This is a genomic window from Aminobacter sp. AP02 (assembly GCF_003148805.1).
GTDB lineage: Bacteria > Pseudomonadota > Alphaproteobacteria > Rhizobiales > Rhizobiaceae > Aminobacter.
In genome coordinates, this window is record NZ_QGGX01000002.1 from 40,142 (window position 1) to 56,827 (window position 16,686).

Here is a 16,686-nt window from a genome sequence, read left to right on the forward strand (position 1 = left end):
CCGTCAAGACGTTTCGAAGTTGTTGCCGACAATGGGCGCCCCCGCGCACGGCCATGGGCCCTGTGCGCCCGCGCCCATCGGCATTCAGGCCGCCTTGCTGGCCTTTTTCGCCCGCACATTCTGGTTCATGCGGAAGACATTGTCGGGATCGTATTTCCGCTTCACCTCGAGCAGCCTGGCATAGTTGCCGCCATAGGCCGCCTCGACCCGGTCGGCCTCGTCTGCCGGCATGAAGTTGATATAGGCGGTGCCAACCGCCTGGGGTCTGGTGGCTTCGTAGATGCCGCGCGCCCAGTCGATGCAGGCGCGGTCCATCGAGGCTTCGCGCCAACGCGCATGCACGTTCATGACAAAGTGCGAATTGCGCTGTGGGAAGGCCGTGGCATCCGCCGCCACGCGCTCGGCGGCACCACCGACGTGGCCGATGAAGATCTCGCATTCGGGGCCAGGCAAGGTGCGGATCGCATTGTCGAGAATGTCGATCGTGGCGTCCGGCAGGTCGATGAAGTCGTGGCTCTTCCAGTAGTTGCGCGCGCCCGGCTGAAGCAGCGGGTCGAATGCTGTCTGCCATCCGGCAAAGGGGTTCGGCCCGACCACGTCGACGATCGGCTTGCCGATGGCGCGCAAGGCGGCGGTCGCCTTTTCGCCTGCTTCGAGCTCGCCGCAATAACACATCGCCAGAACCAAAACCTCCTTCCAGTGCCATTGCGCCGGCAGGAAGGGCAGGGGCGGCGCCTTGCGCATCACCGTCCAGCAGGTGAGCTCGTCGGGTGCGTCTTCAAGCGCCTTTCGATATTGCTGGAGAACCGACTTGGCATCGTCGAAGGGATGCACCACAAGCCCAGACAGCACCTGCGGGCCGAGCTTGTGAAGCTTGAACTCGAACGCCGTCACCACGCCGAAATTGCCGCCGCCGCCGCGCAGGGCCCAAAACAGGTCCGGATGCTCGGTCGTGCTTGCCCGCACCAGTTCCCCATCCGCCGTCACCACGTCGGCCGAAAGCAGATTGTCGATGGTCAGCCCGAGCTTGCGTGCCGTCCATCCAAAGCCGCCGCCGAGCGTCAGGCCGGCGATGCCGGTGGTCGAGTTGATACCGGTAGGCACCGCCAGGCCAAAGGCCTGCGTTTCCCTGTCGACGTCGGCAAGGATCGCACCCGGCTCGACCCAGGCCCGGCGCGCCACCTTGTCGACACGCACGGATTTCATCAGGCTGAGGTCGATCATCAGCCCGCCGTCGCAGACGGCACTGCCTGCAATGTTGTGGCCGCCGCCGCGCACCGCGACCAGCAGCTTGTGTTCGCGTGCGAACTTGACCGCCGCGATGACATCGCTGGCACCCAGGCAGCGTACGATCAGGCCCGGCCGGCGGTCGATCATGGCATTCCACACCGAGCGGGCCTCGTCATAGCCCGCATCGCCGGCATGGAGCATCTGGCCGCGAAGGTTTGCGGCGAGGGCCTCGAGGACAGGTGTGCTCACCGTCGCCAGTTCACCGTCCGGTGTCGTCAGGTTCAGGTCGTTCATGGCGCTTCCTCCGATCAGGGAAAAAAGGCCTCCTCATCCGCCGTACGGGGCAATTTATGCGCCTCGCATCGGGCTGCAACAAGGCCGCTACGGCCTTGTTGCAGAATGTGATGGGCGGCAAGAAATGCCGGGCTTTTCCCCGGCTTTCCCGGCACGCCGCCGCCTGCTCAGTAAGCGGTGTAGCCGCCATCGGTGGCATAAGTGCCGCCGGTCAGGTTGGAGGCCTCGTCGGAGAGCAGGAAGAGCATCACCGCCACCTGTTCGGCGGGCGTCGAGTCGCGCTTGTGCGAGTCCGCCGCCTGCAACAGGCTGTCGGTCTTGAGCATGCTCATGCTGGGCTGGTTGCCTGCCGCCGCCATCTTCATCCTGACCAGTTGCATGGCGCGCTCGACCATCGGCGTTGCGGTATTTGCCATGTTCACCGAGTTGATACGGATGCCGTAGGCGGCATAGTCGATCGCCGCCGAGCGTGTCAGCCCGTTCACAGCGTGCTTGGACGCGACATAGGCCGGGGTGCCGCCAAAACCGATGAGCCCGGTCACGGAGCCGACATTGACGATCGCGCCGCCGTCATTCTGTGCCACCATCTGCTTGAGTTCGGCGCGCATCGACTTGAACGTGCCGGTGGCGTTGGTCTTGATGCAGGCGTCCCAGTATTCGTCGGTAGCCTCGTGTACCTGGGCAAAGACAAGGTTCTTCTGCTTGTCGTAGTCGATAGGATCGCCGGGGAAGATGGCGTCCATCACACCGGCATTGTTGAGAGCATAGTCGAGGCGGCCAAAGCGGTCGACGGCTGTCTTCACCATCTTGTCGCAGGTTTCGTTCTCGCCGACGTCACCATGGACGAACTCGACGCTGCCGCCAGCCTTGGCGATGGCGTTCATGTGGTCGGCGCCTTCCTTGTCGAGCCAGTCGACGCCGATGACGTTGGCGCCCTCGCGGGCGGCGCGCTGGGCGGCCACGGCGCCCATGCCACGGGCACAGCCGGTGATGATCATCGTCTTGCCCTTGAAGCGGTCGGGGATGAAATAGTCGGGGCTGACGGGGGAGATGTCATGCACGCCGATGCCGCGGCGAGCCGGCGTCTGGGCCTGTGCCGGCGTCGTGAGGCTCAGGCCACTGGCCGTCGTTGCCGCGGAGGCCATGGCAATGGCCTTCAGCAAGTCTCTGCGTTCCATCTGGTCTTCCTTTCTGCCTTGGACGATCCCGGGGAGGTTAGCTTTCAGAAGGCCACGCGAACGAACAGCATCGTGCTCCACCAGGGATGCTGCTCCTGACCCAGCGCGGTCTTGACCGCATCGCCGGGCACGGTCGCCGCCACATGTCCCTGGACATACACTTGCCGCGATACGAACACTTTGCCGGTCAGGTTGATCTCGTAGCCCAGGTCATCGGAACCAAGGAAGGATAGCGCCGGATTGCCGCCGAGGTTGGTCGTCGAATCGGCCCTGAACAGCCAGACCTGCGGCACCAGTTCGATCATCGGCGTCGGCCGCAGCCGCATCTGGAAGCGGTGTGCGATGACGTTCGAATCCTGCCAGATCTTGAACTGGTTGATGCCCTGCACCCACTGTTCGCCGTTGCCGCCCGAAAGCAGCGGGTCCCAGCGCTCGAATCGGCTGGTGGCGGGGTCGTCGCCGGTAAAGCGGGCGTAGCGGTAGCTGAAGGTCGGCGTCCAGGGCAATTCCGCGAAATTGTAGCCGGCCTCGCCGTAGTAGCCGTAGGCACGCATGTCGAAGTTCTCGTTGCGCTGCACGGCGAACTCGCCGGCGACGAAAGGCCCGGACCGGCCGACCTCGTTGGGCTGCCAGCGGAAGCGCGCGTCGTAGACCTGCAGTCCCTCGCGGCTGAAGGTCTGCGTCGGCGTATAGTAACCGAAGTTGGACTCCGGCACGCGCAGGAAGCTCAGGCCTATGTCGAGGCTCGGGGTCGGCGACGTTTCGAAATTGATGCCCTGGATCTTCGTTTGGCTGTCGACGATCGGCAATTCGTCCGGATCGAGGTAGAAGGCCTCGACTTCGGTGCCGTTGTAGGAAAGCTGGGCAAGCACCAGCATGTCCGCCGCCCAACGCGGGTTGGCCTGGAGTGCGGCACGGTTGTAGCCATTTGCCGAGGTATTGGCGATCAGGAAGCCGTCGCCGAGCAGGAAACGCTGGCGCCCGGCCGAGGCATTGAAGGCCAGTCGGTTGCCTTCGCTTGTCGTCGTGCCGGTGACAAAGCCGGCATAGGCATCCTCGACGCCGATGAAGCCACGGGTCTCGTCGGTGAAGAGTTCCTGTCCGACAGAGCCGCTGGCGATGGCACTGACGCCGCCATAGGCATAAAAGCTCTCGGTCACCGGGGTGATGCCGTAGATGCCCCCCTGCACGAAGCCTTCGGCCCAGTGCTCGTAGCCCTTGCCCGAGGGTGTTCCCACCACCAGCGGGTTGCCCGCCAGCATCAGGTCGGGCCGGCCGTACCAGGCGTTGGCGTTGCCGTAGTGGAGGGCGGTGCTTTCGAGCTTGAGCTTCAGGAACGTCCCGTTGGAATCATACAGGATAGGAAAGTCCTTGGCCTCGCCGGTGGCGAGCATGCCGCGCGCCTGCGACAGCGCGCCCGGATCCTTCAGCGTGACTGTCACGTCCAGGATCACCCCTCCGGTGGGCCCGAACGCGACGGTGTAGCCGATGTCGCCGATCCGGGCGTCGCGTCCGGCGCGGGCTAGGGTGAAGTCGAAAGTATCAGGGTCGAAGCGCTGCGACGGAAAGGCGCCAATTACCCGCCGCACCTGGTCTTCGATGCGCGCGTTGAGCGGCTTGTCGGCCGTCGGGTTGGCGATGGACACGTGCACAGCTTCGATTCGCTGAAATTCTTCGCCATTGACCGTCTGGGCTCGCGCCGGTCCATTCGCGAGCACGAGCGTAATCCCGGCGAGTACCACCGCTCCCACCCGGGCGATGCCTGCAAGGGATCCCCAAAGCTTTGGCAATTGTCAGTCTCCGTCGCCGGTGTTTGTCCGCATGCCTAGGCCGTTTGGCACACGCTGACGCTTTCCTTGATCGTTTTAACCATTTGGAGCGCATCGAGCTGTTCTGGCGCGGCCATCAGCGGGTTGTCCGACGCCACGAGATCGGAGAGCTTGCCAGTTTGATTTCGGCGATTGCCGACCAACGTCTGCGACATGGCGAACCCTTCGGACTTGGCCTGTGGAGAATCCATTTGCATCGAGCCAGAGGGTTGGCGACGGGCGAGACAATGTCAATTCGTAAAGGTCAAGTCGCTTCGCCTCCTTGGCATTGCGCCGGCTAATTACCGAGCAAGACGATATCCATCCGTGCTAGCCGTTGAGGGTCCGCGATGGCATCGATGCCGACGATCCTGTCGCCTTCGATCTTGAGCACCAAAACCACGCGCAGCTTGCCCTGCGGAGCGACCAACAGGCCGATCGCGCCGTCGACGAGTGCCGGCAACGCGGCTTGCGCGCGGCCCTTGAAGCTGCCCGCCACCGCCTGCGCGCCCCGCAATTCGGCAATAGCGCCCAGTTGAGCGGCGATCGCGTCGGCGCGGAACACGACGCCGGGGTCGAGCACCTTCAGCAGGCCGGCGAAATCGCCGCCGCGCGAGGCCGCGAGAAACGCCTCGACCACCTGGCGCTGTCGCGTCCGGTCCCGATCTTGCGGCTCGTCGGTGCCTTGTACCCGGCGACGGGCACGGCTCGCCAGCTGCCTCGTGGCCACCGGCGTGCGCTCGACGATGGGAGCGATATCGTCGAAGGAAAGGTCGAACATGTCGTGCAGCACAAAGGCGATGCGCTCGGCCGGCGCCAGCTTTTCAAGCACGACCAGCAGCGCCAGCCCGACCGAGTCGGCCATCGCCAGCTCGCGTTCGGGGTCGATGCCGGCGGCCTCGCCTGCCGCAGGTTCGGGGCCATCGTCGTCCAACTGGTCCTCGCGCCGCGACTTGCGTCGGCGCAACATGTCGAGGCAGACGCGCGCCACCACGGTCGTCAGCCAGCCGCCGATATTGCCAACGTCACTCGTATCGGTGCGAGCCAGCCTCAGCCAGGTCTCCTGCACCGCATCCTCGGCCTCGCTGGCCGATCCCAGCATCCGGTATGCCACCGCTCTCAGATGCCCGCGTTTCTCGGCAAATCGCTCGGTCAGAAAAATTTCGTCGCGCATCGGTCACATTCCTTGCTGGCGTTCCGTCATGGCCATGACGAACCAATCCCGGCCGATGTGACACGAAACCGGTCTGGGGGCAGTGGCGTCAAGATTGCCCCGGCGCAAGGCTGGAACATGAACGCAGAGTTTTCGAGGAGATTTCCAATGCATGCCCGTATGACCAACCCCGCAATCGTCCTTCCCGATGCCATGCAGGCGCTGTTTGCGCTCAACAAGGCGACCAACAAGAATGGTTTGCCCGAGGTGACGCGCATACTCGTCCATCTGCGCGCCAGCCAGATCAACGGTTGCAGCGTATGCGTCCACATGCATTCGCTCGAACTCAGGAAGCTGGGTGAAAAGGACGACCGCATCTTCGCGGTCGCAGCCTGGCGCGACACGCCCTGGTTCAGCGACGCCGAGCGTGCCGCCTTGGCGCTGACCGAGGCCGTCACCCGCGTCGCCGACAAGTCCGACCCGGTGCCTGACGATATCTGGCAGGAAGCCACGCGCCACTATGACGAAAAGGCGATCGCGGCGCTCATTCTGTCCATCGCGCTGATCAATGTCTGGAACCGTCTCAACGCCGCCGTCCGGCAGGTCGCCGGCGCCAGCTGGAGCTAGGCTTTCATGCGCTCTTCCATCCCGCCCGTCGGAAGGGAGAGCGCCCTATACCACCGCCCGGCGATAGAGATGCCAGGTGGCGTGGCCGAGTATCGGCAAAACCACCAGCAATCCGAGGAAGAACGGCAGGCAGGCGGCGAGCACTGCGAGCGTCACCACCAGCCCCCAGCCGAGCATGACCGCCGGGCTCGCCAGTACCGTGCGCACCGAGGTGATCATGGCCGTGATGAAATCGACCTCGCGGTCGAGCAGCATCGGGATCGAGATCACGGTAAGGGAAAACAGCACCAGGGCAAGTGCAGCACCCACGACATGGCCGACGCCCAGGAACATCCAGCCTTCGTTTGTCGTCGTCACCACATGGACGAAGCGGTCGAGCGTGGCAAACGACATGCGTCCGAGGATCAGCGCGATCAAGAGACGGATCTGGTACATCCATATCCAGAACACGAACAGCATGACGAACGCCATCCACGACACCTCGCGCCGCCGCTGCGCCCACACCACGGCCAGCACCTCGCGCAGGCTTGGCGTGTGTCCGGCTTCGAGCTGGCGGCTGACCTCGTACAGGCCGACTGCCGCGAAGGGGCCGACCAGCGGAAAGCCGATGGCGAAGGGATAGATCAGCCAGGGTTCGTGCAGCACCGCAAGCAAGACGGTAATCGCCATGCCGATCACGGCGAATATGGCGCCGATCAGAAGCCCGATCGTCGGCCGGCGCGCAAAGTCCGCCGCTCCCTCGGCGAGGCTGGCCCGTATGTCGGCCACGCTGAGCGCCCGCACCTCCGGCAGCGTGCCCGGACGCTTGCTTGGCTCTGCCGCCTTGTTCACATTGACCATCGCTTCCTCCCTCGCGTCGTCGCAGTTTATCAGACCATGCACGGCCAGGTGCAAAGTGTATTGATCAGGATCAAGAGCTTTCGCCGCTGGCGCAATTCAGGCCGAAGCCAGCCCGAAAGCCACGGCCGCTCCCACCAGCAGCATCGCTATCAGCCCCTGGAACAAGGTGACGACCACCTTGAGCGCCGCACGTGCCAGCGGCAGCTCCAGGTGCTTGGCAAACCAGCGCGTTTCCACCGTCACGTACCAGAGCGTGGCTAGGCCGAACAGCATGAGCCCCGACAGCAAGGTTGCGGGCCTGTCGATGCGCGTCAGCACGCCGCCGATGCTGGTGACCAGCGCGAAGGGGGCGGCGACATAGCACTGGCTGTAGAACGGCCGCTTCAAAGTCTTGCGGTCGATGCGGATGCCGCGATGGCGCAACAGCTTCAGCGCCATCAGCAGCGGGAAGATGCTGAAAGCCACGGCGCGAAACAGCAGCAGGTTGGAATCGCTCGCCAGGAACGACGGCGGTGCCCAAGGTATTTCCTGGCGCACCAGCGCCAGTTCGAAACCATGCGCGATCAGCAAGGTGATCAGCAAGAACAGCGGCGGGCTCAGCGTGTCGGCATATTGCTCGTGTAGATCGTCCGCCAATTCCACGTCGGCATAGCGCATCATCGCCTGGGGGTGGCGCAGCGTCCGCCACATGGTGATGGGGTAGAACAACAGCCACGAAGCCATCTCGTAGAGCAGCTCCTCGAGCGATTTCAGCAGTCGCATGAAATCCATGCGTCATCCCCTTAGGTTCCCCAGCGGCGCATCATGGCGGGGCCCATGCCGTCTGGAAAGAGCAGCCGTGCCGATCGTGCCTTTGTGCCAGGCACAGCCGATCTCGTGACAGCACGTTCACGGCGCCTGTCCGTCAGGCTATAGCAGGGCAAACCTCTCCCGTTGGATCTCGCCCAAGGATTCGCCTCATGACCACCGACACCGTGCTCGACCGCTTCCTGCGCTATGTCGTCATCGACACCCAGTCGGACGCGAGCTCACCGACACAGCCCTCGACCGAAAAGCAGAAGAACCTCGGCCGCCTGCTGGTCGACGAGCTGTTGGCGATCGGCCTGACCGACGCCCATCTCGACGAGCATGGCTATGTCTATGCCACGGTGCCCGCCAACACCGACAAGCAGGTGCCGGTCATCTGCTTTTGCTCGCACATGGACACAGCACCCGATTTCACCGGCACCAACGTCAAGCCGCAGCTCCTGCGCAACTATGCCGGCGGCGACATCCAGCTCAAGGGCGACCCGCAGCAGGTCATCCGCGTCACCGATCACCCCGAGCTGAAAAACCAGATCGGCAACGACATCGTCACCACCGACGGCACCACGCTGCTCGGCGCCGACGACAAGGCGGGCATCGCCGAGATCGTGACGGCGGCACAGTTCCTCATCGCCAATCCCGACATCAGGCACGGCACCATCAAGCTCCTGTTCACCGCCGACGAGGAGATCGGCCGCGGCGTCGACAAGGTCGACTTCAAGAAGCTCGGCGCCAAATTCGCCTACACCATGGATGGCGAAACCGCCGGCCATATCGAGGACGAGACCTTTTCCGCCGACGGCGTCGAGATCGCCATTTCGGGCGTCGCCATCCATCCCGGCTTCGCCAAGGGCCGCATGGAAAACGCCATCAAGATCGCCGGTGCCATCGTCGACCGGCTGCCGAAGGAGCTTGCGCCCGAAACCACCGAGGGCCGCGAAGGCTTCGTCCACCCCACCGCTTTGTCGGGCTCGATGGAAAAGGCCGCGCTCAGCCTGATTGTCCGCGACTTCACCGACGAAGGCCTCGCCACCAAGGAAAAGATGCTCGAAGACATCGTCAAGGATGTCATGAAGGCCTATCCCGGCTCGACCTACCGCTTCGAGGTCAAGCAGCAGTACCGCAACATGAAAAAGGTGCTCGACCGCCATCCCGAGATCGTCGAAAACGCGCTCGAAGCCGTCCGCCGCGCCGGCATGGCGCCTGTGCGCGGCAGCATCCGCGGCGGCACCGACGGCTCGCGCCTGTCCTTCATGGGCCTGCCCTGCCCCAACATCTTCGCCGGCGGCCACGCCTTCCACTCCCCCCTCGAATGGGTCAGCCGCCAGGACATGGAAAGAGCGGTGAAGACCATCGTGGAATTGGCGCGGGTTTGGGAGGAGAGGGCGTAAGGGGTTAAGCGCTGACTGGCTTGATGACATAGCCCGAAAAGATCGTTTTCTTACATTTGATCCGGGACAGTATGTCCTTTAAGGTTTCGAGATCTTCGCTTGTGGAGACGATCACTTGCTGATCGCTGCGCTGACTTGCAGCAGCTCGTTCTAACAGATGTCCAAAACTAATCTTCGACGAGGACTGCTGACGCGGCTCGTCAAGCAGCAACATGCCGGGATGATGCGTTGGATGTTGATGGCCAAGCTCTAGAAGTCCGAGCTGGTAGGCCCACTTTAGGCGGATCGCGTCGCTCGCGGACGTCTCGAATCCGATCTCGTAGCCTTCCTTTTGCGGTCGGTACGTGTCCTCGTCGATCGTCAATTCATCGGGGTCGAAGGTCGAGAAACCAAACGCGCGTGCCTGCTGACGCAACAATGTTGTCAAGGTGTCGAACTTAGCCCGATCGAGCGGACTCATCTTATCTGCCGGCAGGTCCGCACGGGCTTGTAGTAAATTCGAGAACGTTGCCGCGAGGGTCTGCATTCGCTCAACGGTGTCGTCAAACATCGATTGGATCGATTCCAGCTCACGAATGCGAGCTTCGGCACGCACCCGCTCCTCAATGGCAACAGCGGAGGGATTGCCCGTGGGCGCAATGAGATCTGCACGGATTGTCCGGATTTGACTATAGTATTCGTTGAGCTCGCGATCGGCTTGCGCAGCTCGCACCTCAAGCTTCCTCTGCTCGTCCTGCTCACGTTTCAGGATGTCCTGGAACATCTTCAACTGAGAGCGAAGGTATTCAATGTTGTCTTCGATCGGCATCACTGCCGTCAGCACCTCCTGCGACAGGAGCGAGTCGACCAAGGCCTGCTCGCATGTGGGGCATTGGTCCGGCGTAAGAGCTCCCACGCTGCCAGAATAGCGTTGGAGCTTCTGGACGTCCTGATTCTTCTGCATGTCGTCGGTCAACGACTTAATGCGCCGTTCCAGAGACGCGACGTCGGCCTCCTTCAATTGCTTAGCCATGTAAGCCTCGATGCGTAGCCGATTGGCTGCCTCGACTTCCTTATTCAGCGATTCGAGTTGGCGCACGAGGTGGTCCGCTGAGGCCCCTACCGCCGGCACGGCGATGGCATTGAGTTCGGCCACCCGAGTGCGAAGCTGGGTCAACAGACCTCTTAGCGTGACCCACTCTGCTTTCTCGGCAATCAGGACGTGGCCTCTGGCGAGTTCATCGAGCACAACGGTCGGTCGTTGTGGCAGCGCTTCCGTCTTGCCGCCGCTGCGTCGCGCGTAGCGATCCATTTCGTCCCAAAGATTCCCCCAATCCCTGGCGTTCTGATCAAACTGTTCCTGCAGGCGTTGCCGCTCCAGTTCGAGCTTATGAATATCGAGATCCATGATGAACTCGACCGCTCGTTTCTGAACCTCTCGGATCCTCAAGTAAGTGGGTATGGCCGCCGGGATCGCCGACCACCCAGCCTTCTGCTCGACCCAGAACAGTGGGAAGATGGTCTCCAGGTAGAGCTTACCATCCGGGGCGTCGTAGCGCCGAACCGTCGGCAACTTCCAACCCAAGAAATCCTCGAGAAAACGGTGGAAGCCATCTTCGCGCTGCGCGGCTCCCCCATCGAAGACGAAGAAGTTTCGACTTTCTGGACGAGCCTCAGGATTGGTCAGCGTCGCCCCGAAATCGACCGTGATCAGGCGGTTGTCGACATTGGTCCTTTTGATTGGCCGATGCACCGTCACAACGTGGCCAGCGCCGTTCTCAATCTCTAGCGACACGGCCGATTCTAGGACCGTCTCCGAGGTCTCATCGTCGTTCTTCAAGAAAGACGTCATGGCGTGCGGCAACGGCACCTCTCGCCGAGGGCTGAGCATCTTTTCCATGCCTAGGGCGTAAAGCATTCCCTGCATGCAGGTTGACTTGCCCTTTGTGTTGTCCGCCCAGATCACGTTCAACCCAGGCGCGAATGGAATGTCCGCCCCATAGGGGCCAGCGGAGGTCACCGCGCGCATGCGTAAATGCCGAAGGCGAAGCGTCACAGAAGGTCCTCCATTCGCCAAATTTTTGTCAGCTGAGCCTCTGTCAACTTCCTTGCCACTTCGGCCAGAAAAGTCCGCTCCTCCAAAAAGATGTCTTTGTTGGCATCGATCTCGGCGGCCACCTCGCGCCCTTTGTCCGTGAGCGCTACCGATTTACCCTTGGTCACGTCTACGAGGCCCAGTCCGTGGGCTAAGGCAACCGCACGATTGAGCCACGGCTCGACTCGTACTGAAATTTCCGATGTGCGAAGATCTCCCTTGAACATCGCGCGCACATCGTCTCGTCCTTCCCGAATTCGGACAGCATGGGCCAAGAACTGTAGCTTCGGAAAACTGCCCTTCTTGCCGTGGCTGTAGAACAGACTGAGCAGTAGGATGCCGATCCCCCACGACATCCGCAGGTCACCGGCAACGGGTTCAGGGCGAGCGGTGAAGGAGAACGCTGCACCTTGGATCGCCTGCCTAAATGAAATGTCAGACCGCATCGCTTGAGAAATCCAGCGGGCAGCGCATGATCCAGTCGGAGACGGCGCCGAGAGCGATATCTTCGGCGTTGGCATGTGAGAGCGTCGGTGCAGCTTCCTTGATCACGCTGATCAACGTGTCGAGTTCTGTATTGAGAATATTACTTGGCGCTGGCCCTCCTTGCGGACCCACATAGGTCAAACGACGCGTTCGACTTGCGACTGCAGCCGCCACTTTCTCATGCAGATCTGGCGCACTTGTCCGAAGAGCGTCGATCAACGCGTTGCCCTTCAAGAATAACTCTACACCATCATTCACGGCGGCCTGCACATCGTTCGGACCCGTGCGTTTGGCGAGTTTCTTTGTAGCGTTGGCCAGGAGGTTGGGCGAGCCGGCTTGCCAAGCATCCAACTCCTCCTGTGTTGGGGGTTGGATGTTGAGCGATACGTTGGTTAGCTTCGCCATGGCTGCGGACAAGGCCGCACCCGGGAACGAGTTCTGATCATGGATGCAGACCTCAAATCGATTGTCCAAATGGGCCATGTCCTTGGCGCGCAGATCGGTGGTCTTTTTGGCGCAATGAAGGTTCACGTCCTTGCTGTCGTGAACCGGCGTAAGCAGAATCCATTTTCTCACGGGTGTTCCGAGGAAGAGCTTGGAAACCTCGGTAGCTCCATCGACCATCTTTTTCAGATCAGTAGTGATCTTGGATTTTTGGCGGTTCGCGCGCGTCAGAATGTCGACCGGCTCTTCCACGGCAAAGCACTGATAAATAACCGCCTCGTTCGTGCAGTAGAAATCGATGCCAAAGTCGCCCTTATGAGTGGCCGGGACCTTATGGACGTCAAGTGTGCCATGCCGCACTTGCAACAGACTTAGAGAAAACATCTCCCAATCATCGGGATTCCACTGATGTACGACATTAACCACCTACGCGCCCCCCAAAGCGAAGCAGCTACTTATGCACGTTCGCAGCCTCGTCTCAACCTACCCGTTCATATGAGTCTGATTGGGCCAGGGTAGAATTTGACAACTGGCAAGCAGCCTTCCGTCAAGCGAACGCTCCAGACGCCAACTACGTAGCCGTAGTGAACAAATTTTTGGCCTCCTTCTCCCCAACCCCTTGTTCCCGCTCACCTTTCAAAAAAACTTTCGCCAAATTTATCCACGCCCCCCAAAAGCCGGCTTAACATCAGCCCATCTCCCTCAAGGGAAACCTGGTGCGCACCGGGTATCAGGTGAGGGGGACGGTGTCTTGGCCGGCGGCGCTGACGGTGGCGTTGCTGGGTGATGAGCCCCCAGGCCAAGGCCCTGCCAGCCGTTACGCGAAAATGCGTTGAACGGCACGAGGGTGGGGCAAGAGCACCGGCGGACGCATGGTGGCGTGCCGCATTCAGAATACTGAAGAAGGCGCGCCCCATGCGTCGGCTTCCCTGACAAATCCGGCTGGTTCGCCAGGCCGGCGGTTTTCGTGCACGCTCCCTCAAGCAAAAAGGTGTTTGACATGAAACGACCAAGGCGAATGGACGACCGCAAAAATGTAGTCGACGAGCGGCTGCCTTATACTGTGCGCAAGGTGGCCGGGCTTGCCGTGCGCATCGCCGCCACCCGCGACGGGGCGGCACAGCGCTGCGCGCCTGCCGCAAGGACCAATGCTGCCGCGCCGACCTCTACGGCGCCGAAGGCGCCCGCTGCACCGGCCGCCCCTCGGTCAAGGCAGCGTCCGAAGTCGAAGCGATGATGACCTTCCTCGCCGCCCTGTCGATGGGGGCCGTGGAGGTTTAGGTGCGGGCGGGCCCCTCATCCCCCTGCCGGGACCTTCTCCCCGCAGGCGGGGCGAAGGAGGCTGGCCGCAACGCTGACGTCCCCCTCTCCCAGTCATTCACGGGGAGAGGGTAAGGGGGAGGGGCAAGATCGACTGGAAACGACCCTAGATCACATTCAATTCCCGAAACGCCCGGCCTTCGGCAATGCGCTGGTAGCCGAAGGCGGAGCAGTCGATGGTCCGGTAGCCGCCATGCACGATAAGCTCGGCCAGCGCCTTGCCCACCGCCGGCGCCTGCTGCAGGCCATGGCCGGAAAAGCCGTTGGCGAAGATGAAGTTTTCAACCTCGGGATGCGGGCCGATGACGGCGTTCTGGTCGAGCGCGTTGTAATCGTAATGCCCGACCCAGGCCTGCGTCGCCTTGATCGCCTCGAAGGCCGGCACGCGCGTTGCCAGAGCCGGCCAGATCACCTCCTCGAACAGCGACCAGTCGGGGTTGAAATCCTGGGGATCGGCGGCCTGTTCGCCGTCCTCGCTCTCGGCGCCGCCGGTGATGTAGACCGAACCCTCGGGCCGGACATAGACGCCGGAGGGGTCGACCATCAGCGGCATGTCGGCGAATTTGTCGCGCGCCTCGAAGACAAAGACGTTGCGCTTGCGTGGCTCGACCGGCAGCGCGATGCCGGCCATGGCGGACACCTTGCCGGCGTTCGGCCCGGCCGCGTTGAACACCGTGCCGGCCTCCAGCCGCTCGCCATTGGCAAGCGTGACGGCGGTGACGCGGTCGCCCTCACGCTCGATGCCGGCCACTTCGGCGGTGATCAGGTCGACGTTTTTGGTCTTGAGCGCCTTGCGGAACAGGCCAAGCATGGCATGCGCGTCGAACCAGCCTTCGCCGGTGCGGCCGTAGGCGCCGGCGGAAATGCCCTCGGTCGAGATCCAGGAAAAGCGCTTTTGCAGCTGCTCGGCGTCCTCAAGCACGATGTCGGCGCCCTCGGCCATCTGTGCCTCGTGATTGGCCTTGAGGATGGGGAAACCGTTGTCGCCGGCAAGAATCAGATAGCCGCCCTCGCGGAAGCCGATGTCGGCGTCGGGGCCGAACTCGTCCTTGAGGCGCCGGAACAGGCCAAGCGTGAATTGCGACAGGCGGATGTTTTCGGGGATCGAGAATTGCTGGCGGATCGAGGCACAGGACAGCGTGGTCGCCGCATGGGCGAATTGCGGGTCGCGCTCGATCAGCGCGATCGAGCCGGTGAAACCCTCCTCGCGCAGATAATAGGCGATCGAGCTGCCGACGATCGCGCCGCCTGTGATGACCACGTCGTAGCGTGCCATGGAGTGTTCCCGTTGGTTGATGATGGAGGACAAAAGCAGTTACGCCACCACCCCGCAAGACCTTGCAAGGGCCAGCATTGCCGGGCAAGAAGACCAGATGTCACATTCTGTCTCGCGCCCGCGCCGTTCGGTGCTTTATGTGCCCGCCACCAACGAAAAGGCGCTGGCCAAGCTCGCCTCGCTTGCCTGCGACGCCGTCATCCTCGACCTCGAAGACGCGGTGCTGCCGCAGGAGAAGGTTGCGGCGCGCCAAAGGCTCGGCCAGTTCCTGACGCAGCGCCCGGCCAGCAAACGCGAATACATCGTGCGCATCAATGCGCTGTCGAGCGAGTGGGGCGCCGACGACCTTGCGGCCGCGAGTGCATGGAATGTCGATGGTGTGCTGTTGCCCAAGGTCGCCACGCCGCGCGACATATTGGAGGCCGGCGACGTGCTCGACGACAATGACGCGCCCGACGAGATGAAGCTGTGGGCGATGGTCGAGACGCCGCGCGCGCTGATCAATATCGGTGCCATCGCCGAGCTCGGCCGCGACCCGGCCTCGCGGCTCGCTTGCCTGGTTGCCGGCACCAACGACATCGTCAAGGAAACCGGCGTGCTGATGACGCCCGACCGGCGCTATCTGATGCCCTGGTTGATGCAGATGGTGCTCGCCGCGCGTGCCGGCGGGCTCGACATGCTCGACGGCGTGTCCAACGATTTCCGCGATCTCGACGCTTTCGTCAGCGACTGCGCCGAGGCGTCCGCCATGGGTTTCGACGGCAAGACCGTCATCCATCCCGCCCAGATCGAAGGCGCCAACGCGGCGTTTTCGCCGTCCGTGGAAGCGCTTGCCGAGGCGCGTGCCGTGGCCGACGCCTTCGCGCTTCCCGAAAACGCCTCGCGCGGTGTAATCTCGCTCGGTGGCAAGATGGTCGAGCGGCTGCATCTGGTCCAGGCCGAGAAGGTGCTGGCGAGGGCCGCGATGATCGCTGAGATGACGGGAGACGAAAAATGAAACTCTACCGCTTCCTGACCGGCCCCGACGACGCCACCTTCTGCCACAAGGTCACCGCTGCCGTGAACAAGGGCTGGCACCTGTTCGGCTCGCCGACCTATTCGTTCGACGCCGAAACCAAGACGATGCGCTGCGGCCAGGCCGTGGTGAAGGATGTCGAAGGCCACGACTACGAGGCCGGCGTCACCAAGCTCAGCGATTTTTGATTTTTCGGGGGGCGGCCGCCTATTCGGCGGCCTCCTCCAGCCGTTCCATGTCCTCGTCGGACAGGCCGAAATGGTGGCCGATCTCATGGATCAGCACATGGGTGACGATGTCGCCCAGCGTCTCCTCATTCTCGGACCAGTAGTCGAGAATGGCGCGGCGATAGAGTGTCACGCGGTTGGGGCCTTCGCCGGTCTGCGGGTTCCAGCGCTCGGCGATGCCGCGCCCCTCAAACAGCCCAAGCAGGTCGAACGGCGTTTCCAGCGACAGGTCGTCCATGATCTCGTCGGTGGGGAACTCCGCCATCTGGATGACGACCTCGCCGGTCAGCTGGCGAAACTCCTCCGGCAGATGCGCATAGGCTTCGAGCGCCAGAAGCTCCATCTCCTCGATCGAGGGCGAAAGCTGGTCGTGCCAGGCGCGGGTCTTGTAGATGCGGGCCATTATTGTTCCTTTTGAGGGCATATAGCCGTTCACTGGCGCGCTTACGAGGCCTTTGCCGCGCAGGCGACAAATAAGCGGTGAGGCAAGCTTCCCGGGAGAGGAATAAATTCCCCATG

17 protein-coding genes are annotated in these 16,686 nt (G+C 62.5%); 5 read left to right on the top strand and 12 right to left on the bottom strand.

The features are described from left to right. Positions 1-84: 84 nt before the first annotated feature. The 5 genes from C8K44_RS02060 to C8K44_RS02080 form a co-directional block, all read right to left on the bottom strand. Entirely contained in the window at positions 85-1,524 is a 1,440-nt protein-coding gene (locus tag C8K44_RS02060) for an FAD-binding oxidoreductase (RefSeq protein ID WP_109574107.1), read from the bottom strand. A 167-nt stretch (positions 1,525-1,691) separates the two neighbouring features. Further along, entirely contained in the window at positions 1,692-2,702 is a 1,011-nt protein-coding gene (locus tag C8K44_RS02065; protein ID WP_109574108.1) for an SDR family oxidoreductase, read from the bottom strand. A 44-nt stretch (positions 2,703-2,746) separates the two neighbouring features. Further along, positions 2,747-4,492, bottom strand: a complete 1,746-nt coding sequence (locus C8K44_RS02070) for an alginate export family protein (protein WP_146203899.1) — start codon at positions 4,490-4,492, stop codon at positions 2,747-2,749. A gap of 35 nt (positions 4,493-4,527) precedes the next feature. After that, positions 4,528-4,722, bottom strand: a complete 195-nt coding sequence (locus tag C8K44_RS02075; protein WP_146203900.1) for a hypothetical protein — start codon at positions 4,720-4,722, stop codon at positions 4,528-4,530. A gap of 86 nt (positions 4,723-4,808) precedes the next feature. Then, the gene (locus C8K44_RS02080; protein WP_109574111.1) at positions 4,809-5,684 is read right to left on the bottom strand and encodes a sigma-70 family RNA polymerase sigma factor; all 876 of its coding nucleotides are present in this window, start codon (positions 5,682-5,684) and stop codon (positions 4,809-4,811) included. A 147-nt stretch (positions 5,685-5,831) separates the two neighbouring features. Here C8K44_RS02080 and C8K44_RS02085 point away from each other — a divergent pair, with 147 nt between their 5' ends. Then, complete coding sequence (locus tag C8K44_RS02085; RefSeq protein ID WP_109574112.1) at positions 5,832-6,290, top strand: carboxymuconolactone decarboxylase family protein; 459 nt, start codon at positions 5,832-5,834, stop codon at positions 6,288-6,290. A gap of 45 nt (positions 6,291-6,335) precedes the next feature. Here C8K44_RS02085 and C8K44_RS02090 read toward each other — a convergent pair whose 3' ends face one another. After that, positions 6,336-7,130 carry a DUF2189 domain-containing protein gene (locus tag C8K44_RS02090; RefSeq protein WP_109574419.1) on the bottom strand — a complete coding sequence of 265 codons (795 nt, stop codon included), beginning with the start codon at positions 7,128-7,130 and terminating at the stop codon, positions 6,336-6,338. Between the two features lie 96 nt (positions 7,131-7,226). After that, the gene (locus C8K44_RS02095; RefSeq protein WP_109574113.1) at positions 7,227-7,901 is read right to left on the bottom strand and encodes a permease; all 675 of its coding nucleotides are present in this window, start codon (positions 7,899-7,901) and stop codon (positions 7,227-7,229) included. A 188-nt stretch (positions 7,902-8,089) separates the two neighbouring features. On the opposite strand from C8K44_RS02095, the gene pepT reads away from it, so the two are divergent. After that, positions 8,090-9,325 (top strand): peptidase T, encoded by a 1,236-nt coding sequence (gene pepT / locus C8K44_RS02100; RefSeq protein WP_109574114.1) that lies wholly within the window; start codon positions 8,090-8,092, stop codon positions 9,323-9,325. A 4-nt stretch (positions 9,326-9,329) separates the two neighbouring features. Here the strand turns inward: pepT and C8K44_RS02105 are convergent, their stop codons facing one another. From C8K44_RS02105 to C8K44_RS02115, 3 genes are read right to left on the bottom strand one after another with little or no spacing between them, the layout of a single operon-like run. Further along, positions 9,330-11,360 (bottom strand): hypothetical protein, encoded by a 2,031-nt coding sequence (locus C8K44_RS02105; protein ID WP_109574115.1) that lies wholly within the window; start codon positions 11,358-11,360, stop codon positions 9,330-9,332. Further along, complete coding sequence (locus C8K44_RS02110) at positions 11,357-11,845, bottom strand: hypothetical protein (RefSeq protein WP_109574116.1); 489 nt, start codon at positions 11,843-11,845, stop codon at positions 11,357-11,359. Before C8K44_RS02110 ends, C8K44_RS02105 begins: the two co-directional genes overlap by 4 nt. Next, positions 11,835-12,755, bottom strand: coding sequence for a hypothetical protein (locus C8K44_RS02115; protein WP_109574117.1), 921 nt, complete (start codon positions 12,753-12,755; stop codon positions 11,835-11,837). Before C8K44_RS02115 ends, C8K44_RS02110 begins: the two co-directional genes overlap by 11 nt. 592 nt (positions 12,756-13,347) lie before the next feature. Here C8K44_RS02115 and C8K44_RS02120 point away from each other — a divergent pair. Continuing rightward, the gene (locus C8K44_RS02120) at positions 13,348-13,566 is read left to right on the top strand and encodes a hypothetical protein (protein ID WP_109574118.1); all 219 of its coding nucleotides are present in this window, start codon (positions 13,348-13,350) and stop codon (positions 13,564-13,566) included. Positions 13,567-13,755: 189 nt separating this feature from the next. Here C8K44_RS02120 and C8K44_RS02130 read toward each other — a convergent pair whose 3' ends face one another. Then, entirely contained in the window at positions 13,756-14,925 is a 1,170-nt protein-coding gene (locus tag C8K44_RS02130; RefSeq protein WP_109574119.1) for an FAD-binding oxidoreductase, read from the bottom strand. 97 nt (positions 14,926-15,022) lie between these two features. Here C8K44_RS02130 and C8K44_RS02135 point away from each other — a divergent pair, with 97 nt between their 5' ends. Beyond that, positions 15,023-15,922 carry a CoA ester lyase gene (locus C8K44_RS02135; protein ID WP_109574420.1) on the top strand — a complete coding sequence of 300 codons (900 nt, stop codon included), beginning with the start codon at positions 15,023-15,025 and terminating at the stop codon, positions 15,920-15,922. Further along, positions 15,919-16,128, top strand: a complete 210-nt coding sequence (locus C8K44_RS02140) for a DUF1737 domain-containing protein (protein ID WP_109574120.1) — start codon at positions 15,919-15,921, stop codon at positions 16,126-16,128. The genes C8K44_RS02135 and C8K44_RS02140 overlap by 4 nt, the downstream gene beginning before the upstream one ends. Before the next feature lie 19 nt (positions 16,129-16,147). Here the strand turns inward: C8K44_RS02140 and C8K44_RS02145 are convergent, their stop codons facing one another. Next, positions 16,148-16,570 (bottom strand): metallopeptidase family protein, encoded by a 423-nt coding sequence (locus tag C8K44_RS02145; protein WP_109574121.1) that lies wholly within the window; start codon positions 16,568-16,570, stop codon positions 16,148-16,150. Positions 16,571-16,686 lie beyond the last annotated feature (116 nt).

What these genes read in the sequence shown, in the direction of transcription:
- C8K44_RS02120 (WP_109574118.1), top strand. Translation starts at nt 13,348, where the DNA reads ATGGACGACCGCAAAAATGTAGTCGACGAGCGGCTGCCTTATACTGTG.
- C8K44_RS02075 (WP_146203900.1), bottom strand. Translation starts at nt 4,722, where the DNA reads ATGGATTCTCCACAGGCCAAGTCCGAAGGGTTCGCCATGTCGCAGACG.
- C8K44_RS02085 (WP_109574112.1), top strand. Translation starts at nt 5,832, where the DNA reads ATGCATGCCCGTATGACCAACCCCGCAATCGTCCTTCCCGATGCCATG.
- C8K44_RS02145 (WP_109574121.1), bottom strand. Translation starts at nt 16,570, where the DNA reads ATGGCCCGCATCTACAAGACCCGCGCCTGGCACGACCAGCTTTCGCCC.
- pepT (WP_109574114.1), top strand. Translation starts at nt 8,090, where the DNA reads ATGACCACCGACACCGTGCTCGACCGCTTCCTGCGCTATGTCGTCATC.
- C8K44_RS02110 (WP_109574116.1), bottom strand. Translation starts at nt 11,845, where the DNA reads ATGCGGTCTGACATTTCATTTAGGCAGGCGATCCAAGGTGCAGCGTTC.
- C8K44_RS02130 (WP_109574119.1), bottom strand. Translation starts at nt 14,925, where the DNA reads ATGGCACGCTACGACGTGGTCATCACAGGCGGCGCGATCGTCGGCAGC.
- C8K44_RS02090 (WP_109574419.1), bottom strand. Translation starts at nt 7,130, where the DNA reads ATGGTCAATGTGAACAAGGCGGCAGAGCCAAGCAAGCGTCCGGGCACG.
- C8K44_RS02065 (WP_109574108.1), bottom strand. Translation starts at nt 2,702, where the DNA reads ATGGAACGCAGAGACTTGCTGAAGGCCATTGCCATGGCCTCCGCGGCA.
- C8K44_RS02095 (WP_109574113.1), bottom strand. Translation starts at nt 7,901, where the DNA reads ATGGATTTCATGCGACTGCTGAAATCGCTCGAGGAGCTGCTCTACGAG.
- C8K44_RS02135 (WP_109574420.1), top strand. Translation starts at nt 15,023, where the DNA reads ATGTCACATTCTGTCTCGCGCCCGCGCCGTTCGGTGCTTTATGTGCCC.
- C8K44_RS02080 (WP_109574111.1), bottom strand. Translation starts at nt 5,684, where the DNA reads ATGCGCGACGAAATTTTTCTGACCGAGCGATTTGCCGAGAAACGCGGG.
- C8K44_RS02060 (WP_109574107.1), bottom strand. Translation starts at nt 1,524, where the DNA reads ATGAACGACCTGAACCTGACGACACCGGACGGTGAACTGGCGACGGTG.
- C8K44_RS02140 (WP_109574120.1), top strand. Translation starts at nt 15,919, where the DNA reads ATGAAACTCTACCGCTTCCTGACCGGCCCCGACGACGCCACCTTCTGC.